Origin of the sequence: Enhygromyxa salina (assembly GCF_002994615.1) — a bacterium.
GTDB classification, from domain to species: domain Bacteria; phylum Myxococcota_A; class Polyangia; order Nannocystales; family Nannocystaceae; genus Plesiocystis; species Plesiocystis salina_A.
Genome location: NZ_PVNK01000094.1, coordinates 1 through 22,722, shown reverse-complemented (window position 1 = coordinate 22,722; position 22,722 = coordinate 1). Strand labels below are relative to the sequence as shown.

At 69.7% G+C, this 22,722-nt stretch carries 17 protein-coding genes; 13 read left to right on the top strand and 4 right to left on the bottom strand.

Going from position 1 to position 22,722, the window contains the following annotated elements; translation table 11 throughout:
- Nucleotides 1–34: 34 nt before the first annotated feature.
- The 9 genes from pheS (at nt 35) to msrA (ending at nt 10,203) form a co-directional block, all read left to right on the top strand.
- Nucleotides 35–1,123, top strand: coding sequence for a phenylalanine--tRNA ligase subunit alpha (gene pheS / locus ENSA5_RS08680; protein ID WP_106391167.1), 1,089 nt, complete (start codon nt 35–37; stop codon nt 1,121–1,123).
- 16 nt (nt 1,124–1,139) lie between these two features.
- Nucleotides 1,140–3,662 (top strand): phenylalanine--tRNA ligase subunit beta, encoded by a 2,523-nt coding sequence (gene pheT / locus ENSA5_RS08675; protein ID WP_106391166.1) that lies wholly within the window; start codon nt 1,140–1,142, stop codon nt 3,660–3,662.
- Between the two features lie 105 nt (nt 3,663–3,767).
- Nucleotides 3,768–4,805: an Rpn family recombination-promoting nuclease/putative transposase gene (locus ENSA5_RS08670; RefSeq protein WP_146155484.1), complete on the top strand. Its 1,038-nt coding sequence runs from the start codon at nt 3,768–3,770 to the stop codon at nt 4,803–4,805.
- Between the two features lie 58 nt (nt 4,806–4,863).
- Nucleotides 4,864–5,289, top strand: coding sequence for an amphi-Trp domain-containing protein (locus tag ENSA5_RS08665; RefSeq protein ID WP_106391164.1), 426 nt, complete (start codon nt 4,864–4,866; stop codon nt 5,287–5,289).
- Nucleotides 5,290–5,498: 209 nt separating this feature from the next.
- On the top strand, nt 5,499–6,332 hold the full coding sequence (locus ENSA5_RS37275) for a hypothetical protein (RefSeq protein ID WP_181197534.1): 834 nt from the start codon (nt 5,499–5,501) through the stop codon (nt 6,330–6,332).
- Nucleotides 6,333–6,580: 248 nt separating this feature from the next.
- On the top strand, nt 6,581–7,351 hold the full coding sequence (locus tag ENSA5_RS08655; RefSeq protein ID WP_106391162.1) for a phosphoadenylyl-sulfate reductase: 771 nt from the start codon (nt 6,581–6,583) through the stop codon (nt 7,349–7,351).
- Complete coding sequence (locus tag ENSA5_RS08650) at nt 7,344–8,042, top strand: pseudouridine synthase (protein ID WP_106391161.1); 699 nt, start codon at nt 7,344–7,346, stop codon at nt 8,040–8,042. The genes ENSA5_RS08655 and ENSA5_RS08650 overlap by 8 nt, the downstream gene beginning before the upstream one ends.
- Nucleotides 8,043–8,175: 133 nt before the next feature.
- On the top strand, nt 8,176–9,537 hold the full coding sequence (locus ENSA5_RS08645; RefSeq protein ID WP_106391160.1) for an aspartate kinase: 1,362 nt from the start codon (nt 8,176–8,178) through the stop codon (nt 9,535–9,537).
- Nucleotides 9,538–9,546: 9 nt separating this feature from the next.
- Nucleotides 9,547–10,203: a peptide-methionine (S)-S-oxide reductase MsrA gene (gene msrA / locus ENSA5_RS08640; protein WP_106391159.1), complete on the top strand. Its 657-nt coding sequence runs from the start codon at nt 9,547–9,549 to the stop codon at nt 10,201–10,203.
- 86 nt (nt 10,204–10,289) lie between these two features.
- On the opposite strand, the gene ENSA5_RS08635 is transcribed toward msrA, so the two are convergent.
- On the bottom strand, nt 10,290–11,177 hold the full coding sequence (locus ENSA5_RS08635; RefSeq protein ID WP_181197533.1) for a hypothetical protein: 888 nt from the start codon (nt 11,175–11,177) through the stop codon (nt 10,290–10,292).
- Nucleotides 11,178–11,221: 44 nt separating this feature from the next.
- A complete protein-coding gene (locus ENSA5_RS08625) occupies nt 11,222–11,827 on the bottom strand; it encodes a hypothetical protein (protein WP_146155482.1) in 606 nt (201 codons plus the stop codon).
- Nucleotides 11,828–12,184: 357 nt separating this feature from the next.
- Here ENSA5_RS08625 and ENSA5_RS08615 point away from each other — a divergent pair, with 357 nt between their 5' ends.
- Complete coding sequence (locus tag ENSA5_RS08615; RefSeq protein ID WP_181197532.1) at nt 12,185–14,008, top strand: lysyl oxidase family protein; 1,824 nt, start codon at nt 12,185–12,187, stop codon at nt 14,006–14,008.
- A gap of 37 nt (nt 14,009–14,045) precedes the next feature.
- On the opposite strand, the gene ENSA5_RS08610 is transcribed toward ENSA5_RS08615, so the two are convergent.
- On the bottom strand, nt 14,046–14,357 hold the full coding sequence (locus tag ENSA5_RS08610; RefSeq protein ID WP_106391153.1) for a ferredoxin family protein: 312 nt from the start codon (nt 14,355–14,357) through the stop codon (nt 14,046–14,048).
- A gap of 79 nt (nt 14,358–14,436) precedes the next feature.
- Here ENSA5_RS08610 and ENSA5_RS08605 point away from each other — a divergent pair, with 79 nt between their 5' ends.
- Nucleotides 14,437–16,920, top strand: coding sequence for a GcvT family protein (locus ENSA5_RS08605; RefSeq protein ID WP_106391152.1), 2,484 nt, complete (start codon nt 14,437–14,439; stop codon nt 16,918–16,920).
- Nucleotides 16,921–16,935: 15 nt separating this feature from the next.
- Here the strand turns inward: ENSA5_RS08605 and ENSA5_RS08600 are convergent, their stop codons facing one another.
- Nucleotides 16,936–17,352: a hypothetical protein gene (locus ENSA5_RS08600; protein ID WP_106391151.1), complete on the bottom strand. Its 417-nt coding sequence runs from the start codon at nt 17,350–17,352 to the stop codon at nt 16,936–16,938.
- A gap of 210 nt (nt 17,353–17,562) precedes the next feature.
- Here ENSA5_RS08600 and ENSA5_RS08595 point away from each other — a divergent pair, with 210 nt between their 5' ends.
- Together ENSA5_RS08595 and ENSA5_RS08590 are read left to right on the top strand one after the other, a co-directional pair.
- The gene (locus tag ENSA5_RS08595) at nt 17,563–20,991 is read left to right on the top strand and encodes a GMC family oxidoreductase N-terminal domain-containing protein (protein ID WP_106391150.1); all 3,429 of its coding nucleotides are present in this window, start codon (nt 17,563–17,565) and stop codon (nt 20,989–20,991) included.
- A complete protein-coding gene (locus ENSA5_RS08590; protein WP_106391149.1) occupies nt 20,991–22,568 on the top strand; it encodes a GMC family oxidoreductase N-terminal domain-containing protein in 1,578 nt (525 codons plus the stop codon). Before ENSA5_RS08595 ends, ENSA5_RS08590 begins: the two co-directional genes overlap by 1 nt.
- The last annotated feature ends 154 nt before the right edge of the window (nt 22,569–22,722 follow it).

The window sequence follows — 22,722 nt, the reverse complement described above, 5'->3', positions numbered from 1 at the left end:
TCGCCGCCAAACCCGGCTAGATTCCAGCCGACAAATGGCCGCAGACGCACAACAGACGCCGCAACAGCAGCTCGACGAGCAGCTGCGCAGCTTCGAGGCCGCGCTCCCGGACGTCGCCGACGAGCCCGGTCTCTACGAGCTTCAGGTCCGCTTCCTGGGCAAGAACGGCGCGGTCACCAAGCTCCGCCGGCTCATGGGCAAGGTCCCGCCGAGCGAGCGCAAGGAGCTCGGCAAGGCCTTCAACCGGGTCAAGCAGGCGATGGAGACCCACCTGGCCACGCGCGCGGGCGAGCTCGCGGCCGCGGCCCGGGAGCGTGACCTCGCCCGCCGGGTCGACCTGACCTTCATCCCGGATCCTCCGCGCCCGGGCACGCTCCACCCGATCACCCAGACCCGCCGGGAGCTCGAGCGCGTGTTTCGGCGCCTCGGCTTCGACGTCGCCGACGGACCCCACGTCGAGGCCGAGCTCTACAGCTTCGACAAGCTCAACATCCTGCCCGACCACCCGGCGCGCGACATGCAGGATACCTTTTTCATCGAGCGCCCGACCCACCTCGACCACGCCGACGCGCCCGCGCTCGTCCTCCGACCGCACACCTCGCCCGTCCAGGCCCGGACCATGCTCCAGCACGGCGCGCCGGTCCGCATCGTGGCCCCGGGCACGACCTTCCGCCGCGACGACGACGCGACGCACAGCCCGATGTTCCACCAGATCGAGGGCCTCTACGTCGATCGCAACGTGACCATGGCCGACCTCAAGGCCACGCTCTACGCCTTCGTCGAGGCCTTCTTCGGCCGCGGCCTCGGCGTCCGCTTTCGGCCCTCGTACTTCCCCTTCGTCGAGCCCGGGGCCGAGTTCGACATGCAGTGTCCGTTTTGCTTCGACGGCCAGCTCAGCCACGGCTGCGGCCTGTGCAAGCAGTCCGGGTGGATCGAGCTCGGCGGCTCGGGCATGGTCCATCCGGCCGTGTTCGAGCACTGCGGCATCGACTCCAGCGTCTACACGGGCTGGGCCTTCGGCTTCGGCATCGACCGCATGGCCATGCTCCGCCACGGCATCCCCCACCTGCGCCACAACTTCGAGGGTGACCTGCGGGTCCTCGAGCAATTCACCTCTCCTTAGAGTCTCTGGCTAGACCATGCTGATCTCCTGTACCTGGCTCAGCGAGCTGCTTGGGCGTCCGATCGATCTCTCGCCGGTTGGCGAGGCCAACGACCCCTTTTGGGCCCAGAACATCGCCGAGCGCCTGACCAGCCTCGGGCTCGAGGTCGAAGGCATCGCCTACTTCGAGCTGCCCAAGGTCATCGTCGGTCGCGTCGACGCCGTGTCCGCGCACCCGGACCCCAAGGCCACCAAGCTCAACCTCGTCGAGCTGTTCGACGGCCAGGCCAGCGTGCAGGTCGTGTGCGGCGCGTCCAACCTCCCGCCGGTCGGAGGCAAGGTCGCGTTCGCGCCGGTCGGCACCACGCTCCCGGACGGCCTCGAGCTCAGCGCGCGCGAGCTGCGGGGCGTGGCCTCGCACGGCATGATCTGCTCGGAGGCCGAGCTCGACATCGGCGGCGACGCCGACGGGATCCTGGTCCTGCCGATCGACTGGGAGCCGGGCGCCGAGCTCCAGGACCTCGTCCCCGGCATCCGCGACGCCGTCATCGAGATCTCCGTCACGCCCAACCGACCCGACGCCCTCGGGCACCTCGGCGTCGCCCGCGATCTCGCGCTCGCGCTCGGCTGCGAGCTGCAGCCGCCGAAGCTCCGCTCGGTCGCCGACGCCCCCGAGCTCCCCGAGCTCGTCGAGGTCCCGGCCAGCGATCGCTGCCCGCGCTACCTCGGCTACGCCCTCGAGGGCTGCACCGTCGGCGAGGCCCCGCTGTGGCTGCGCACGCGCCTGCATCGCGTCGGCCTCCGCGCGCTCAACAACGTCGTCGACATCACCAACTTCGTGCTCATGGAAGTCGGCCAGCCGATGCACGCCTTCGACCGCGCCCGCCTCGCTGGCGAGCGCGTGGTCGTGCGCATGGCCAAGCCGAGCGAGCCGATCACGATCCTCGACGGCAGCGAGCTCGAGCTCTCGACCGACGACCTCGTGATCGCCGACGCCGAGTCGCCCCAGGCCCTCGCCGGGGTCATGGGCGGCGCGGGCTCGATGGTCGAGGCCGGGACCGATCGCCTCCTGCTCGAGGTCGCCTTCTTCGAGCCCCTCGCGATCCGCCGCAGCGCCCGACGCCACGGACAGCACACCGACTCGAGCCACCGCTTCGAGCGCCAGGTCGACTACGACGCGCAGCTCGAGCTCGCCGCTGGCCGGGCGCTGGCCCTGCTCCACGACCTGTGCGGGGCGACCTGCGTCGGCCGCTGCGACGTCCGCGGCCCGCTGCCCGAGCGCGCGCAGATCGAGCTCGATCCGGCCCACGTCGGCCGCCTCCTCGGCATGGACGTGGGCCCCGACGAGGTCGCGCGGATCCTCTCGGGCCTCGGCGTCGAGCTCGACCGCAGCACCGAGGGCGCCTGGCTGTGCCACCCGCCCAGCTACCGCCCCGACCTCGACCGCGACGTCGACCTCATCGAAGAGGTCATGCGCCACCACGGCCTCGACGATCTCCCGGCCCGCCACTCGGTCTCGCCCGAGCAGCGAGTCATGCTGCCCGAGGATCCCAAGCGCGGTCTCGCCGACGCCCTGACCGACGGCCTGCGCGCGCGTGGACTCCACGAGCACGTCGGCCTCGCCTTCGTCGCCGAAGCGCTCATCGCCCCGGTCGCGGCCGAGTTCGAGCCGAGCCAGCTCGTCCGCCCGGTCAACCCCATGCGCAGCCAGCAGGCCTGCATGCGGCCGCACCTGCTCCCGGGCCTGCTCGACGCGGTCACCTACAACCACGCCCACCACGCTCGCGCGCTGGCCCTGTTCGAGGTCGGTCGCATCTACCGCTGGCCGCTGTCGCAGCCCGAGCTTCAGCCCAGCGCGACCAGCGAGGTCGACCCCTTCTTGCCCGACGAGCCCTACCGAGCGGCGGCGATCCGCGTGGGTCAGAGCCAGTCGAAGACCGGCGAGGTCGCGCGCGCGCTGACCGACGATCTCCTCGCGTGCCTCGCCCGCGTCGGACTCCACGCCCAGGCGCGGCCCCAGGCCGAGCCGTGTGCGTGGCTGCATCCGGGCATTCAAGCGGGGCTGTGGATCGGCCCGACCCGAGTCGGCGTCGTCGGCGAGCTCCACCCCGACGTCGTCGCGGCGCGCGATCTGAGCGAGCTCGAGCTCGGCTACGGCGAGCTGTGGCTCGAGGCCCTGCCGCAGCCGCCGGTCGTGCAGTTCGAAGACATCGCCCGGTTCCCGGCCACGACCCGCGATCTGTCCCTCGACCTCGATCAACGCGTGTCCAGCCACGAGGTCGTGGCCGCGCTCGCGGGCGCTGCCGCGTCGGCCCTGAGCTCCGGCGACGACCCCCCGCAGCTCGCCAACGCCGACGATCCTCGCCAACCGATCGTGTTGCTCGAGGACTATCGCGGCGAGGGCGTCGAGCCCGGCCGCCACGCGCTGCTCTTGCGGCTCAACTATCGCGCGCGCTCGCGCTCGGTCACCGACGCCGAGGTCACCGCCGTCCACGACGCCGTGGTCGCCGGGGCCCTCGCGACCTTGGCCGCCATCGATCCGGCCGCCCGCGTCCGCTGACGCCCTCACAATTTTCTCGCCTCGACCGGGATCAACTCGGGCACGGAGCGCGACTTAACAATCGGGGACGGGCTTCGCCGTCTCGATCGGTCGCGGCTCCTGTGCGTGATCGAAGCCAGCAGACCGCGTTCGCCGATGACTGCCAAGCCGCACGACGCACTGTTCAAAGCGGCCTTCGAGCAGCCCCAGCACTCGGCCGACCTGTTCCGCAGCATCCTCCCAGCGCCGGTCACAGCCGCGATCGTCTGGGAGACCCTCACGGCCGAGCCCGCCTCGTTCATTGATCCCGAGCTCGCCGACCGGCATGGCGACCTGCTGTTCTCCGCCCAGCTCACTCCCGCCCAGCTCACTCCCGCCCTTGGGGAGCAGCAGACCGGCAACGATCGAGTCCTCCTCTATCTGCTGCTCGAGCACCAGAGCAGCACCGACTACGACATGCCAAGGCGGATGCTGGTCTACCTCGTCCGGATCTGGGAACGCGACCACAAAGAACACGCCGGGCCGCTGCGCTTGATCATCCCGATGGTCATCAGCCACGCGCCCGAGGGCTGGACCGCGCCGGTCTCCTTCCACGCCCTCTTCGGTCCGCCCCCCAACTCAGTTCCTGGCCTCGCCGCGCTGATCCCCAGCTTCTCAATCCTGATCGAGGACCTCGCCCACCTCAGCAACGAGGATCTGCTGCAGCGAAGCCTCGCAGCGTTCCCCAAGCTGGCTCTGTGGGCGCTCCGCGACGCCCGAGATGCCGCGCGGCTGCTTCAGAATTTGGAAGTTTGGGCGACTGCGTTCCAGGACGCGCTGCAGACGCCGAGCGGCATGGAGGCGGTGGCGCAACTGCTGCGCTACGTCGCGCTGGTGGCGGGCGAGCTGCACTTCACGGAGTTTCGTGCAAAAATCGCCTCACAACTTCCCGAGATCGAGGAGCTCACCATGACGATGGCCGAAGAGTTGCGTCAAGAAGGTCGCGCAGAAGGTCGCGCAGAGGGTCGCGCAGAAGTGCTCGAGAAGCAGCTGCGCCTGAAATTCGGCGAGCTGTCCGAGGAACACGCCGCGCGACTGCAGGCGGCGACGGACGCCCAGCTCGCGCTCTACGTCGAGCGCATCCTGACCGCCGAGTCCCTCGCGGCCGTGTTCACGGCCGACTGAGCCAGGCTCGCTCCGGTCGTTCGGTTCTCGCGTATGCTCTCGCTTCCACGAGCGAGCCATGACCGAGCAAGACCAGACCGAGACCGAGACCGTCGACACTCCCGCCGAGGCCAACGAAGACGCGGCAGCGCAGACCGAGGATGAGCTTGGGGGGGACGCGAGCGACAGCGACGACGACGCGGGCGACAGCGAGCCCGACGACGACGACAGCGGCGACGAGGACAAGCCCGACAAGCCCAAGAAGGTCAAGATCAGCTACGAGGCCTCGATGCCGCGCAACGAGGCGGTGTCCTACTTCGAGGCGATCGTCGGCGGGCTCCGATCCGGTCGGCTCGAGTTCAAGCAAGACGGCGAGACCCTGGTCCTGAGCCCGCCCGATCAGCTCGAGGTCGAGGTCAAGGCCCAGCGCAAGGGCGACAAGGGCAAGGTCGTGTTCGAGATCGAGTGGAGCAACGAGAACCGCCCGCTCGAGATCCTCAACTGAGAGGCACCGCCAACACCCGGGCCCCCGCAGGAGGTCCCCCGCGATGCGCTCGTCCACGAAATGCCAGGCGCTCGTGGACCCGTCAGATCATTGACACCCCGCCGAGCGCCTCGTGTCGATCGCCCGGGTCCGACGAAACGACGAGGACGAATGGAGGACCAATGGAGGACCAATGATCGATCCCCCAGCCTCGTGGCACTTCTTCGTACATGACCTCCTATCGCCTGTTCCCTGCTACCGGCTTATTTCTCCTCACAGTCGGCCTGCTGCTCGGCCGGCCCAGCCCCGCCGAGGCCGCCGAAGTCATGTGCTCGAACGACTTCGGCGAGTGCACCATCACCAATGACGGCCAGTCGTTCATCAGCTGCTCGTGCAGCGGCAACGGCAACAGCGAGGGCTCCGGAGGTGACGAGTACGCCGGCCTGAACGAGGCCGAGCTGCTCGAGATCTGTGAGGACCACCTCGCTTGGTGCGAGCAACTCCAGGGCGACGGCGACGGGGACGGCGACGGCGACGCGGACGCGGGCAACGATTGGGGCACGAGCACCTCGACGGACACGGGTGACGGCGAATCCGACACCTCGGACACGGGCGACGGCGATGACGGCGACGGGGGCACCACGGTCGGGACCGGCGACGGCGACGGCGACGGCGACGGCGACGACGACGGCGAGTCCGGCACGAGCGAGAGCGGCGACTCGGATGGTGGCTCCGGCGGTGACTCCGACGGTGACTCCGACGGTGACTCCGACGGTGACTCCGACGGTGACTCCGACGGTGACTCCGACACAGGCGACTCCGATGGTGACTCCGGCACGGGCGACGGCGACCCCGGCGGCGACAGCGACTCCGGCAGCGACAGCAGCAACGCGGACTCCGGGACCGACGCAGCCACCGAGACAGGCCAAGATGGCGGCGCGGCGGCGGACGAGGGCCAAGGAGGCGGCTGCTCGGTCTCGAGCCAGGGCACAGGCTTCGGCCTGGTGGTCCTGTCGATGCTCGGTCTGCTCGGTCTGCGCCGCCGCGAAGATCTCGACGGTTGAGCAGGTGTCCTTCGGAGACCGAACACTCCGTCCATGAGCTGCGCGCTCCCGCAGCTCAGCCCAGGCTGCGCCGACTCGAGCGCCGAGTCCGGGGACAACACGACGGCCGAGTCCAGTGACTCGACCGAGTCAGGTGGCGAGGGCCACGCGCGGGCCGAAGAATTCGGCGACAAGGGCTGCTCGGGTCCGGTCTGCGCGTGCATCCCACCGCAGATCCGAGCCGCGTTCCTGCGTAGTATGCCCCCCACATGCCTGACACCTCCGGAAGCGAGCTCGACATCGACCACATCGCCCGCGAGCTCAGCGAGCTCTCGCCTCGACGGATCCTCGCGCGCGCGTTCGAGCTGTTCGAGCTCGACGACATTGCGATCAGCTTCAGCGGCGCAGAGGACGTGCTGCTGATCGACTTCGCCTGTGACCTGCTCGGCGATCGCAAGCCGCGAGTGTTCAGCCTCGACACTGGGCGCCTCCACCCGGAGACCTACCGGTTCATGGCCGAGGTCGAGCGGCGCTACGAGCTGCGCATCGAGTACTGCTTCCCCGAGGCCGCGGCCGTCGAGGCCCTGGTCCGCACCAAGGGCCTGTTCTCGTTCTACGAAGACGGCCACCACGAGTGCTGCGGCGTCCGCAAGGTCGCGCCCCTGCGCCGCCAGCTCGGGACCCTGCGCGCCTGGATCACCGGCCAGCGCCGCGATCAGAGCCCGCGCACGCGCGGGGCCGTGCCCGTGCTCGAGCGCGACGGCAGCTTCTCGGGCCGCGACGGCGGCCCGCTGTACAAGTTCAACCCCATGGTCAGCATGGGCTCCGACGAGGTCTGGGACACGATCCGCGCGTTCGAGGTCCCCTACAACGCACTCCACGAGCGCGGCCTGGTCAGCATCGGCTGCGAGCCCTGCACCCGCGCGGTCCTGCCCGGCGAGCACGAACGGGCCGGTCGCTGGTGGTGGGAGGCCGCGACCAAAAAAGAGTGTGGGCTCCACGTCACCGGCGAAGACCAAGACACCGACGCGGATGCCTGAACCCCTCGAGCTGATTCACCAGGACGCGTGCCTGGTCGCCGTCAACAAGCCGAGCGGGATGCTCGTCCACCGCGGCTGGGCCCAGGACGACGTCGTCGCCGTCGACCTCCTCCACGCCCAGCTCGGGCGCCGCGTGTGGCCGCTGCACCGCCTCGATCGCGGGACCTCGGGGGTCTTGCTGTTCGCGCTCGACGCCGACTCGGCCAGGCAGGTCAGCGCCGCGTTCGAGGCCGGCGAGGTCAACAAGCGCTACCTCGCCCTGGTCCGAGGCCAGCCGCCCGCGCAGCTGCGGATCGACTACTCCCTGCGCCGCGTCGACAGCTCGTCGAAGCAGCGGCGCCCGGCCCAGACCGAGCTCCGTCACCTCGCGACGGTCACGATCGCCCAGGACGACGCGCCGGGCGAGCGCCGCTACTCGCTCGTCGACGCGATCCCCTTGACGGGCCGGACCCACCAGATCCGCCGCCACCTCAAGCACGCCTCGCACCCGATCATCGGCGACGTGCGCTACGGCAAGGGCGCGCACAATCGTCTGTTTCGGGCTCGCTTTGGCCTTCACCGCCTCGCCCTCCACGCGGCCGAGCTGAGCCTCCCCCACCCCCTGCTCGGACACGAGATCAGCTTGCGCGCCCCGCTACCCGGCGACCTCGCCGACCCCCTCGCGGCCATGGGCTTCACGGACCTGCGCTGAGCTTCGCGACGCGAGCCCGAGCACGCCGAAGCTCCGCGCGAGCAGGGCTCGGCTCGGCCAGACTCCAGTCGGCCTGCCCGCGCGCGGCGAGCAGGGCTGACAGCCCGACGCCGCTTGGCTATGGTCGCGGTCCATGATCGTCATGAAGTTCGGCGGCAGCTCCGTCGCCAACCGCGGCCAGATCGAGAAGGTCCTCGCCATTGTCCGCAGCGCCCGCGAGCGCGCCCCGGTCGTCGTCAGCTCGGCCCACAAGGGCATCACCGACGCGCTCGTCAACGCGGCCAAGGCCGCGGCCTCCGGCGAGCTCGACAGCGAGCAGATCGCCCCGATCGAGCGCCAACGCGAGCTCCTCGCCGAGCTCGAGTGCCCGCCCGATCTCCTCGATCCCTTCTTCGCCGAGCTCGGCGACCTGCTCCGCGGCATCTCGCTCGTCAAGGAGCTCAGCCCGCGCAGCCTCGACTACGTGTCGAGCTTCGGCGAGCGCATGTCGGTCCGGGCGATCGCCGACTTCATGACCCGCAACGGCCTGCCCGCGCGGGCCCACGACGTCTGGGAGCTCGGCTTCGTGACCAACTCCAAGTTCGGTCGCGCGCGCCCGGTCGAGGGCTGGGAGCTCGGCTGCCGCGAAGCCTTCGCGCGCCTGCCCGCCGACGAGGTCCCGATCGTGACCGGCTTCGTCGGCAAGAACGACGCGGGCGAGATCACGACGGTCGGGCGCAACGGCAGCGACCTGACGGCGAGCTTGCTCGGCGGCGCGCTCGCGGCCGAAGAGGTCCAGATCTGGACCGACACCGACGGGGTCATGACCGCGGACCCGAGCGTCGTCACCGGGGCCCGCAACATCCCCCACATGCGCTTCGACGAGGCCGCCGAGCTGGCCTACTTCGGCAGCCGGGTGCTCCACCCCTCGACGCTGCTGCCGGCCATGAGCAGCGACATCCCCGTGCGCGTGCTCAACACCAACCGGCCCGAGCACTGCGGCACCGTCATCGAGACGATCGCGGCGCCCAACCCCAGCGCCACGACCAGCATCGCCTACAAGGAGGGGCAGTCGGTCCTGGTCCTGCGGACCACCCGGATGTTCGCCCAGGTCGGGTTCCTGGCCCGGGTGTTCGAGGTCCTCGGCCGCCACCGCGTCGACGTCGACATGATCTCGACCTCCGAGGTCAGCATCTCGTTGACCAGCGCCAACCGGCCCGGACTCGAGGCCGCGGCCGCAGAGCTCCGCGCCGACGGCGAGGTCGAGCTCCACCACGGCAGGGCGATCCTCGTCGTCGTCGGCCGGCACCTGCCCGAGCGCCCGGGCCTCGGCGTCCGCATTCTCCAGGGCGTCGCCGGAGCCGGCGTCAACGTCGAGATGATCAGCTACGGCATGGACAGCATCAATTTCACCATGCTGATCAACGACGCCGACATCGGCCGCGCGGTCGCGGTCCTGCACGAGATGCTCTTCGAGCCGTCCGGCCCTGAAACCAAGCCGGGACCGACGGCGTAGACCTGGATCATGCGTCGCCTCCCGCTCGCGCTCCCGCTCCTCCTGCTGCCCCTCGCGGCCTGCTCGTCCCCCGCGAACGAGGGCGTCGCGACCGCCGACCCCGTGACCAAGCAGACCAGCGTCGCGGTCGACCTGTCCAAGCCCGAGCCACCGATCGACACGGCCAGGCTCGAGGCCGTCGGCGGCGTCGCGTACTTCGCCGGGGGCTGTTTTTGGGGCGTCGAGCACTTCCTCGAGCAGATCGACGGGGTCTTGCGGGTCGAGTCGGGCTACATGGGCGGCCACGTCGACGACCCCTCCTACGCCGAGGTCTCGAGCCAGGAGTCGGGTCACCTCGAGACCGTGCGCGTGTACTTCGATCCCGAGCGTGTGTCCTACGAGGCCGTGGCCAAGCGCTTCTTCGAGATCCACGACCCAACCCAGACCGACGGCCAGGGCCCGGACATCGGGCCCGAGTACCTCTCGGCGGTGTTCGTGACCGGGCCCGAGCAGCGCGAGGTCACCGACGCGTTGATCGAGCGGCTCGAGGCCCGGGGCTACGACGTGGCCACGCAAGTCAAGCCATCAGCGACCTTCTGGATCGCCGAGGACTATCACCAAAACTACTACGTCAAGCACGCCAAGACGCCCTACTGCCACACGCCGGTCGACCGCTTCGGCGACTGAGCGCCCAGCGACGCGCACAGCCTCGCCGACCGAGTCAACGCGACGCGCTGCGCAGCAGCTCGGGTTGTTCGTGTCGAGCCGAGCGCTCAGACCGGATCGGCGCACACGCCGACGTGCTCGAGCCCGGGCACGTCCGACTCGAGGTCGATGCACTCGTTGCCCATGTCGCAGGCGTCGGGCTCGGTGAGGTCGCAGTAGCGGGTGCAGCAGTTGAACAGCCCCGTGCAGCCGAGGACCTCGCTCGCGGGCACACACGCCAGGCCGACCTCACAGTCATTTTGGAGCAGGCAGCTCTCGAACTCGAGCTTGGGCGAGGACGAGGGCGGCATGCACAAGAACGAGGGCGACAGCGCCCCCTCGGGCAGACACGACCAGCCGGGCCGGCCCTTGCTCTCGCAGTCCTGGATCAGCGGATCACAGCGGGCCATGCACAACGGGACGGTCTCGGCCTGCTCGATCATCTCGAAGAAGGGCTTGCAGATCTCCTCGGTCGGGCAGCTCTCGGGATCGCCGGAGTCGCAGAACACCTGGCAGTAGCCCTCGAGATCGTCGAGCTTGTCGATCACGCACATCGTGCCCGCGGGGCAATTGTCGAGGCAGCTGCCGTCGTAGTCCTGGGTCACGCAGCGGTCCCCGAGCGACACGGGCGAGCCCGACAGCGGACAGCACTTGGTCGAGTCGGGGATCCGGTCGGGGTTCTCCGACCATGGCATGCACTTGAGCATCGGGTCGGTGCAGTCGTTGGCCGCGTAGAGCTCGCACTCTCCGCCAGTGTTGCCGCCCTCTCCGTCGCCGTCTCCGTCGCCGTCGCCGTCGCCGGTCTCCCCGCTCTCGTCGGCGTCGGTCGAGGCAGAGGACTCGCCGCTCTCCCCGGACTCCCCGGACTCGGAGCCGGGACCCGAGCACGCGGTCGCGCCGAGACACAGCAGTGCACCACACAGACGCGCCATCCAGTACGAACTCGAGACCCTCATGGGGGTCTGAGCCTATCAAAGTCGAACACCGCGGTCGACGCAGATCAGTCGGGCGACGGCGCGAGGCGCTCACGGAAGCGCGCCTGGACCTCGGCGAGCTTCTCTTGGATCTCTTTGTTGTGCTCGAACACCAACTCGCTCGAGGCCGAGAACAAGGGCCCGGCTGTACCCGTGACCGCCTGAGTGGCTGTGGTGTCGTGGCCCGTCTCGACGGCATCGGTGACCGCGCCGAAGCGGTCTCGCAGGGCGACGATCGTGGCCTGGGTCATGAGCCTTCGCTCCTGGTCGAAGCCGACGAACTCGCAGGCCTCGCCGAGTTGGCTCCAGCGGTGAGACGAGACGTTGGTGCCCAGCCAGGACGCGGCCTTGGCGAGCGCCAGGTTGTGGCGGGCCTCGGTGACCACGGCGACGGCGAGCTGCTTGTCTCGCATCATCCGGGTCGCGCGGCGCCACTGCTGGTGCGAGGGCTGCGTCGGGCCCCACGAGCAGATCATCACCGCCGTGATACTGGGACGCCCCATGGCCTCCATCCACTGGTCCCAGAGCTCATCGGCGAACTCGATCTCTGCCTCCATGTAGCAGACCACGCAGTGACTGATCTCGCGCCAACGGAGCTCGCGCTTGCCTTCGAAGGAGACCTTGCTGGGCATGCCCATAAGCTACTGTCCTTCCGAACATTAGCCAAGGTTCATTCGCCGCCAAATGTGTATTTTGGAAATACTGTACGCATTTCATTGTGGCGTTTTGGGACACGCCCCCAACTGGGGAATTTCGTCCCCGGTGGCACGATGCCACAGTGCCGAATTCAGGGCACAAACACCAGATTGAAGGCCATTCCTGCACTCTCGACAGATCTCCCTCGCGCCGGCCGAGTGGCTTCTTTTACGTGTAGGATTGGCCCCTACTCATACGATTCCACCCCCGCGACAGTCACGCAGCCGCCCGCCTGAGGATGCGTCGGGAGCGCACGTCGCGTCGGGGCCCCGGCCGTCGGCTAGACTTGGCCCATGCGGTCGCCGCTCGCTTTAATCGCGACCCTCGCCGGGTCGCTCGCCTGCGTGGACTCTGTCCCCGCCGACACGGGCGAGGCCACCACGGAGCTCGCGTCCTCCGACTCCGGCTCCGGCTCCGGCTCCGACTCCGACTCCGACACGAGCGAGGCGTCCACCGACGAGGGTGAGACCGGCGAGGACATGCTCCCACCCGCGCCCACCCTCGCGAGCCCGGCCAAGGGCGCCACCGACCTCCCGCTCGAGACCGAGCTGTGCTGGGAGCTCGTCGAAGATCCCGAGGGCGAGGCGCTGCGCTACCGCGTGTTCATCGACGACACGATGCTCAGCGGCGGCATCCTCGACGAGGAGCAAGGCTACGAGGGCCCGTGCACGGGCCCGCTGCTGTTCGCCCACGAGCGCGAGTACAGCTGGGAGGTCGAGGCCTTCGAGCTCGACGACCCCTCGCGCAGCTCGGCCAGGAGCGAGACCTGGACCTTCTCCACGATCGGCGACGGGCTCAGCGAGCTCGTGTTCGAGGACAATTTCGACGCCGATCTCGGCTGGACGGTCGGCGGCGACGCGCTGACCGGGGCGTGGATCCGCGGCGACCCTCGGGCCGCGCTCGACGACGCCCAGCGCTCGCAACCCGGCGCGTGCGCCGGCGGGGCCAGCTGCTACTTCACCGGCCAGAACCCACGCGGCCTGCCCGACGACGCCGACGTCTCGGGCGGGACCACGACCCTGACCTCGCCCGCGTTCGACCTCGACGGGGCGACCACCGCCAGCGTCCGCCTGCAGCGCTTCTTCTACAAGTCCGAGGCGATGTCCGGCCCGGCCCTGAGCGTGGAGCTGCTCGTGCCCAACGACGCCGCGCCCGAGGGCTACGACGCCCACGAGCTCGAGCTGCTCGAGGCCGCGACCGCCGAGACCCCCGCCAACGTCTGGACCCCGCGCGAGTACGTCGCCTGCGGCCTGCCGATGGCCGCGGGCTCGCGCCTGCGCCTGCGCGCGACCGACATGGGCGCGGGCATCCTCGAGGCCGCGATCGACTCGGTCTCGGTTCACGCCCACGACGACGGCGGCGTGTGCGAGGTCGGCGAGGGCGGCCGCTGTGACGCCGGGCTCGCCGACCCCTGCCCCGGCGAGCTGCTGTGCTGCTCCCAGGGCGTGATCAACGTCGGGGTCTACCGCTGCGAGGCGCCCGTGGCCGGCCTCGACTTCGACAACCCGCCCGCGACGCCCGACGCCCCCGGGACCGGCGCGCTCGGCTGCGACGCGCCCGATCTGATCGTCGATCCCACGCCGATCGAGCCGATGTTCACCGACATCTTCATCAGCGACGACACCTGCGAGCTGCTCGAGGGCTGCGTCGGCGCGACCGGCTGGCGCACCGTCATGCTGTTCACGACCGCGACACCCAACGTCGGCTCGGCCGACCTCGCCCTCGGGATCCCGGCCAATTTGCCCGAGCTGTTCCACTATAGCGATTGTCACAGCCACTATCACTTTGACGAATATGCGCGCTACGAATTACGCGACGGCGACGCGCTGGTTGCGACCGGGCACAAGCAGGCCTTTTGCCTGCTCGACACGATCAGCTGGGCGTGGCCGCTCGAGCTCCCGCAGTTCGACTGCGCCAACCAGGGCGTGAGCCGGGGCTTCACCGACTTCTACGAGGCCGGGCTGCCCTGTCAGTGGGTCGACGTCACCGACACCCCGAGCGGCGACTACACCCTCCACATCACCCTCAACCGGCCGCGGCCGGACCACGCGCTGCCGATGCTCAACGAGCGCGACTACAGCAACAACGCGATCGCGGTCCCGATCTCGATCCCCTGACCGGCGGCGCCACCGCCGGGCGCCAGCTCCGGATGATTCAGGTCGAGAAGCCCAGCTCTTTCTTGCGCTGCTCGGCCCCGGGGTAGGGCTCGCCCTTCTCCATGATCACCGGCAGCGACGCGGCCCGCTTGGCGTTGATCGATTGCCACGGGAACAGCTCCTCGGGCAGCTCGGACTCGTCGTAGATCGCCTCGACCGGGCACTCGGGGACGCACGCGCCGCAATCGATGCACTCCTCGGGATCGATGTAGAGCATGGTCTGATCGCCATGAAAGCAGTCGACGGGGCAGACTTCGACGCAGTCGGTGAACCTGCAGCGCTCACAATTGGACGTGACGACGAAGGTCATGGCGGGGGGCAGTCTACCACCACAATTGTGTGCTGCCCGCCGGTGACGGCCCACCGCCCGCGTGTTACATGCGAGATTCATGTCGCCGCCAGACCTGCCCCAGCGCGCCCGCGTCGTCGTGATCGGCGGCGGGATCATCGGCTGCTCCGTCGCCTATCACCTCGCGCACATGGGCGAGAAAGACGTCGTCGTGCTCGAGCGCGACCGCCTGACCTCGGGCACGACCTGGCACGCGGCCGGGCTCATGGTCTGCTTTGGATCCACGTCCGAGACCTCGACCGAGATGCGCCTGTACACCCGCGATCTTTATTCGCGGCTCGAGGCCGAGACCGGTCAGAGTACGGGCTTCGCGCCGATCGGCTTCATCGAGGTCGCCGCCGATCGCGATCGGCTCGAGGAGTATCGGCGCGTGTCGGCCTTCAACCGTCACTGCGGCGTCGACGTCCACGAAATCTCTGCGCGCGAGGTCAAGGAGCTGTTCCCCCTCGCCCGGACCGACGACATCCTCGCCGGCTTCTACGTCAAAGAGGACGGGCGCGTGAACCCAGTCGACGTGACCATGGCCCTGGCCAAGGGCGCGCGGATGCAGGGCGCGCGGGTCATCGAGGGCGTGCCCGTGACCGGCGTGACGACGCGCCGCGGCGCCGTGACCGGCGTCGACACGGCCTACGGTCACATCGAGGCCGAGGTCGTCGTCAACTGCGCGGGCATGTGGGCCCGGCAGCTGGCCGCGCGCGCCGGGGTCAACGCGCCGCTGCAGTCGGCCGAGCACTACTATCTGATCACCGACACGATCCCCGGGCTGTCCTCGCAGTGGCCCGTGCTCGAAGATCCCGGGTCCTACGGCTACTTCCGCGAGGAGGGCGGCGGCCTGATGATCGGCCTGTTCGAGCCGGTCTGCGCGCCGTGGAAGGTCGAGGGCGTGCCCGAAGACTTCTCGTTCGGGACCCTGCCGCCCGACTGGGATCGCATGGGCCCCTACCTCGAGCAGGCCATGAGCCGGGTGCCCGTGTCCGTCGACACCGGGGTCAAGCTGTTCTTTTGCGGGCCCGAGAGCTTCACCCCGGACCTCGCGCCGGTCGTCGGCGAGGCCCCGGAGCTCAAGAACTACTTCGTCGCCGCGGGCCTCAACTCGATCGGGATCCTGACCGGCGGCGGCCTCGGCCGCGTGCTCGCCCACTGGATCCTGACCGGGCGGCCCGACGTCGACGTCACCTACATGAACATCGACCGCCTCCACCGCTACCAGAGCAACCCCGAGTACCGGGCCACGCGGACCGTCGAGTCGCTGGGCATGGTCTATCGCTGCCACTACCCGACCCGCTCGCTGCTGACCGCGCGCGGGGCCAAGACCTCGGCCTTTCACGATCGCCTGGCCGCGCGCGGCGCCTACTTCCGCGACGTCTCGGGCTGGGAGGGCGCCGACTGGTACGCGCCCCAAGTCGACCGTCAGCCCGACGGCCAGCTCGTCCCGCCCGACCCCGGCCCGCTGTCGTGGGGCCGCCAAGCCTGGTTCCCCCACTGGGCGGCCGAGCACCGCGCCGCGCGTGAGGGCGTGGTCATCATGGACATGTCGTTCATGGCCAAGTTCTTGGTCCAGGGCCGCGACGCCGCGCGCCTGCTCGAGACCCTCAGCGCCAACCGAGTCGCCGCCAAGCCCGGGCGCATCACCTACACCCAGTGGCTCAACGAAGACGGCAAGCTCGAGGCCGACCTGACCGTGATCAAGTTCGACGACGAGCGCTTCATGGTCGTGGCCTCGGACACCGCCCACCGCCACGTCGAGACCTGGATGCGCCGTCACATCGCCGCCGACGCCCACGTGTTCGTGACCGACGTGACCTCGGGCTACGCCCAGCTCAACGTCCAGGGCCCGCGCTCGCGCGAGCTGCTCTCAGCGGTGACCTCGCGCGACATGTCCAACGCCGGGTTCCCCTTCCGCAGCGTGGCCGAGATCGACATCGGCTACGCTCGGGTCATCTGCGTGCGCATCACCTACCTCGGCGAGCTCGGCTACGAGCTCTACATCCCGACCGAGCAGGCGACCCACGTCTACGACCGCGTGGTCGCGGCTGGCGAGCCCCTGGGCCTGCGCCACGCCGGGCTCAAGGCCCTCGCGAGCTTGCGGATGGAGAAGGCCTACCGCGACTACGGCCACGACATCGACAACACCGACACGGTCCTCGAGGCCGGGCTCGGGTTCGCGGTCCGGCTGAAGAAAAAGGGCGGGTTCATCGGCCGCGACGCCGTGCTCGCTCAAAAGCAGCAGGGCCCGCTGCGCAAGCAGCTCGTCCAGATCCTCGTCGAAGATCCCGAGCCGATGATGTTCCACGCCGAGCTGGTCCTGCGCGACGGCGTGGTCCTCGGCTACATCCGCGCGGCGTCCTACGGCCACACCCTCGGCGGCGCCGTCGGTCTGGCGATGATCGAGGCCGAGGTCCCGATCGACCAGGCCTTCCTCGACGCGGGCACCTGGGAGGTCGAGATCGCCGACCGCCGCTACCCGGCCCGGGCCTCGTTGGCGCCGCTCTACGACCCAACGATGACCCGGGTCAAGGCCTGAGCCGGGTCGCAGCGACTACTGGACGTTGGTCGGGCCGCCGTACATGTTGACGACGACCCGGATCTGATCCGAATTGTCGTGGTTGTTGGAGTCCCAGTAATAAAGGCTGAGCTCGCCCTTGGTCAGCACGGTCATCACGAGGTAGGTGCCGACGCCGAAGAAGGTCTCGCCACCGTCGAGACTGCCGACGAGCGCGCCAAACAGGAAGGACTGACCTCCGGCGTGGGTGTGGAGCCCAAAATTTTGCCCGAGCGGGTTTCCGAGCCCGTTGGCGTTTGACCTTCGCGGCCCCGAGCCCGCGCTCCATTGGTCGTTGGGATCGGCGCTGACGACCAGGAGCTGGCCGGGCCCAACGGTGATTCCGGTGTTGAGTCCCTTGCCGCCGGTGATGCTATTTGCCTTTGCTTTGACCGTGAAGACACTATTTACCATTGCTTTGCTCTCTTTTCACCGACCAGGTGTCGGGCCCTCGTGCTTAAGTAGACATGCTCGCCGTGACGGCGCCATTGGTGCCCCTGAGCATGCGGATGCCATGTTTGCGGTGATCGGCGCCGCGAGCCCAACGCGACGCCGCCCGCGCCCGTCGCGCCCGCCCGACGGGACACTCGCGCAGATCAGAATGCTGATACCCTGGCCACGATCATGCCCCGACTCGCGTCGAAGCTCAGCGCGCTGAAGCCAAAATACCCGATCGTCGTGGTCGGCAGCGGCTACGGTGGCGGGATCGCGGCGTCCCGGCTCGCGCGAGCCGGCCGCGAGGTCTGCGTGCTCGAGCGTGGCCGAGAGTTCCAACCGGGCGAGTTCCCCGACAACGAGCTCGAGGCCAGCCGGAGCTCGCAGGCAGAGATCCCCGGCCTCGCCAAGGGCCGGATCGGCTCGCGCCTCGCCCTGCTCGACTGGCACATCGAAAAAGAGTTCAACGTCCTGCGCGGCTGCGGGCTCGGGGGCACCTCGCTGATCAACGCCAACGTCGCGCTCGAGGCCGATCCCAAGGTGTTCGAAGATCCCCGCTGGCCGCGAGCGCTGGTTACCGACCTCGACGGGCCCCTGCGCGACGGCTACCGCCGCGCCCGCGAGGTCCTCGATCCCAAGCCCTACCCGGGCGACTGGCCGAAGCTGCCGAAGCTCGAAGCCCACCGCCGCTCGGCCGAGGCGATGGGCGAGCGCTTTGAGCGGGTCCCGATCAACGTGAGCTTCGAGGATCGGGTCAATGCCTTTGGCGTCGAGCAGTCAAAGTGCACCCTGTGCGGCGACTGTGTCAGCGGCTGCAACTACGGGGCAAAGAACACGGTCGCCATGACCTACCTGCCCGACGCCTGGAACCACGGCGCCGAGATCTTCACGGAGATCGAGGTCGAGCGGGTCGAGGCCCGCGACGACGGGCTGTGGGCGGTCCACTACACGCCCGTCGCCAAGGGCTGCGCGTTCGAGGCCGACGCCGAGCGGGTCGTGCTCGCCGAGATCGTGATCCTGGCCGCGGGCACCCTCGGCTCGACGCAGATCCTGCTGCGCTCGCGGGCCCACGGCCTGAGCACCTCCGCCTGCCTCGGCGAGGGCTTCAGCGGCAACGCCGACGTGCTCGGCTTCGGCTACAACACCGATCACCGGATCAACGGCGTCGGAGCCGGGGCGCGCGGGCCCGATCCCCGGGCCCCGGTCGGGCCGACGATCACCTGCGCGATCGATGGCCGCACCGCCGCGCGACCCCTGGCCGAGCACTTCGTGATCGAGGACGCCGCGCTGCCCGGGGCGATCGACGCGATCTATGCCCGGGCCCTCGACGGCGCGTCCGAGGCGTGGGGCGAAGACACCGACGGCGGCGCGATCGACTACCTGTCCGAGCGCCACCGCGCGCTCCGCAGCCGACTGCCCGGCGGCGCCCGCCACGGGGCCGTGGCCAACACCCAGACCTACCTCGGCATGGCCCTCGACAGCGGCGCGGGCAAGCTCCACCTCGACGAGCGCGGGCGCCTGCGCATCGACTGGCCCCGGGCCGAGCGCGAGCCGGTCATCGAGGCCCTCAACGCCCGCATCCTCGCGGCCACCGCCGCGCTCGGCGGGACCTTCGTGCCCAACCCAACGTGGAGCAACCACTTCGAGTCCTGCCTCGTCACCGTCCACCCCCTCGGCGGCTGCGCGATGGCCGAGGACGCCAGCGTCGGCGTGACCAACCACAAGGGCCAGGTGTTTCGGGGGACCGCGGGCGCCGCCGTCCACGAGGGCCTCTACGTCGCCGACGGCTCGGTGATCCCGATGCCGATCGGGGTCAACCCGCTGCTGACGATCTCGGCCGTCGCCGAGCGCAGCGTCGCGCTGCTCGCCGCCGATCACGGGTGGACGATCAACTACGATCTCGATCACCGACCCGTGCCCCCGCGCGAGCCGCCCGAGCCCCCCGGCGTCGGCGTCCGCTTCACCGAGCGCATGGCCGGCTTCGTCTCGCTCGTCGACCCCGAGCAGCCCCACGAGCGCGCCTACGCGGCCGGCGAGGACGCGGGCACGAGCCTGAGCTTCGTGCTGACCCTGAGCACCGACGACCTCGACGCGACCCTCGACGATCCAGCCAAGCCGATGACCCTCGACGGGACCGTCGACGCGCCCGCGCTCGCGCCCGAGCCGCTGCAGGTCTCGGGCGGCCGCTTCTCGCTCCTGTCCGCCGACCCCGAGCAGCTCGACACGACCAACATGATCTACGCGATGACGCTGACGGCCGACGACGGCCGCTGCTGGTCCTTTCGCGGGGTCAAGTACGTCCACGACGATCGCGGCCTCGATCTGTGGCGCGACACGACCACGCTCTTCGTCGATGTCCACGACCAAGACGGCGCGCTCGTGGCCCGGGGGCTCCTGCACATCGCGCTGGCCGACTTCGCCCGGCAGCTGAGCACCATGGAGGCGACCGGGACCCAGTCCCGGGTCGAGCGGCTCGAGGCCGTGACCCGCTTCGGCCGCTTCTTCGCGGGCTCGCTGTTCGACACCTACGCCGATGTCTTCGCCGGGCCCTCAGTCTTCAACCCCGAGGCCCCGCCGCGCAAGCGTCGACCGCTGCGCACGGACGCGCCCGAGCTCCACTACATGTTCACCAGCGACGGCGTGCAGCTGTGCCTCACGCGCTACCGCGGCGGCGACAAGGGCCCGGTGATCCTGTGCCACGGGCTCGGCGTCTCGAGCCGGATCTTCACCGTCGACACGATCGACACCAACCTCGTCGAGTACCTCTTCGCCCACGGCTACGACCTGTGGCTGCTCGACTACCGCGCGAGCATCGAGCTGGCCGCGTCCGCGGACCCGGCGAGCGCCGACACCGTGGCCGCGATCGACTACCCCGAGGCGGTCGCCGAGGTCCGGCGCCTGACCGGGGCAACGAGCGTGCAGATGGTCGTGCACTGCTTCGGGTCGACGGCGTTCTTCATGTCGATGCTGTCCGGCGCGCTGACGGGCGTGCGCGCGGCCGTGGCCTCGCAGACCGCCGCCCACGTCGAGAGCGCGCCGCTGGTCAAGCTCAAGTCCGGCCTCCACCTCCCGACCGCGCTCGCGGCCCTCGGCGTCGACACGCTGACCGCCGCCACCGACCGCGACGCCCGCTGGTACGAGAAGCTCTACGACCGGGCCCTGGACCTGTACCCGGTCGACGACGACGAGCGCTGCGCCAGCGCGAGCTGCCACCGGATCTCGTTCATGTACTCGCTGCTCTACGAGCACGATCAGCTCGCCGTCGCGACCCACGAGACCCTCCACGAGCTGTTCGGGGTTGCGAGCGTCGCGGCCTTCGATCACCTCGCGCGCATGGTCCGGGCCAAGCAGCTCGTCGACGCCGCGGGCAGCGACGTCTACCTGCCCCACCCCGAGCGCCTCGCTATCCCGCTGCGCATCATCCACGGGGCCGAGAACGCGTGCTTTTTGCCGGCCGGGACCAAAAAGACCTACGCGTGGCTGCGCGAGCACAACGACCCCGAGCTCTACTCGTACGTGGAGATCCCCAACTTCGGCCACATCGACTGCATCTTTGGTGAGCGGGCCGCGACCGAGGTCTACCCCCACATCCTCGACCACCTCGAGCGCAACCTCTAATGGCCGACTCCACCTACGACGCGGTCATCATCGGCTCGGGCTTCGGCGGCTCGATCAACGCCCTGCGCCTCGCCGAGGCCGGGCGCTCGGTCCTCGTGCTCGAGCGCGGCCGTCGCTACGCGCCCAAGGACTTCCCCCGCGACGTCAGGGACGTCGACAAGCTGTTGTGGCGCTACCCCGACAAGCGCCGCTCGCAGGGGCTGTACGAGCTGCGCTTCATGTCGGGGGTCGCCTCGGTCACCGCCGCGGGCGTCGGCGGCGGCTCGCTGATCTACGCCAGCATCCACTACCGACCGCAGGCCCGGATCTTCGAGGATCCGCGCTGGCCCGACGCCTTCAACCTCGACACCCTCGACACCTACTACAGCAAGGTCAGCGACGAGCTCGGCGTGAAGACCGTGCCCGAAAAGCTGCGCCTGCCCAAGCGCGACGCCTTCCACGTCGCGGCCGAGGCGATGGGCCGCCCGAGCTTCGACACGCCCCAGGCCGTGAGCTGGAAGCAGATCCACGGGGCCGGCGAGGGCCGCCAACCGTGCCAGCTATGCGCCGAGTGCGAATTCGGGTGCACCTACGGATCCAAGAACACCCTCGACTTCACCTACCTCGCCAAGGCCCAGGCCCGCGGCGCGCAGCTCGCTACCGGGCGCAACGTCAGCCACGTCGCCCCGACCCGGGGCGCGGGCGGCGGGTGGGACGTGCACTACGAAGACACGAGCTCCGGCGAGGCCGGCGTGGTCACGGGCAGGCGGGTGATCGTCGCGGCCGGGACCCTCGGCACCAACGAGCTGCTCCTGCGCAGCCGCGACGTGGCCAAGACCCTGCCCAAGCTCTCGCCCCGCCTCGGCCGCGGCTACTCGGCCAACGGCGACTTCCTCGGCAACATCCAAAACGCGGCCAGCGACCTCGAGCCCTGGGTCGGGCCCGACGTGACCTCGGTGATGTGGTGCTTCGATCGCGCGCCCGGCTTCGCCATGGCCACGCCGACCTTCAACCAGCCGGTCATGGAGGTCCTCGCCTCCCTCGGCCAGCCGCCTCCGAATGCGCTGATGCGGATGCTCTCGGGCCCCCTGTACCACCGGCTGCCCAAGCTCCTGCCGTGGGCCTTGAAGACGGGCCTGCTCAGCAAGCCGCTGCGGCGGCCGGCCAAGGGCGCGGGGCCGGCCGAGCGGATGACGACCGTGTTTGCGATCGGCCAGGACAACGCCGACGGCCGCATCGTCCTGCGCCGCGGCGAGCTCGACGTGCTGTGGGACTACGAGCGCGACAACCGGGGGTTGATCGAGCGGCAGCAGCAAGAGATGGCCAAGCTCGCCAAGCGCTACGGCGGGACCTTCGGTAATTTGGCGACCTGGGATCTCTTTCGGCGGATCCTGACGGTCCACAACCTCGGGGGCTGCGCGCTATCGAGCTCAGCGGATGCGGGGGTCGTGGGGATCGACGGGCAGGTCCATGGGCATGAAGGGCTGTATGTCGCCGATGGCTCGGTGGTGCCGACCTCGATCGGGAGCCACCCGGTGATGACGATCTCGGCGATCGCCGAGTGGATCGCGGAGCGGGTCGTGGCGAGCTACATCTAGCAGCCCGGGGTGCAATGCCTCGCGCCACCTCGCTTGGCCTTTTCGCCGAGGGCTTTGTCGCCAAAACTTGCAGTACGCCCGGTACAGCGGCGTTTTGGCTTCGCGCCCTCGGCGAAAATTCCGGCGCGAGGCGACACGATGCATTGCACCCCGG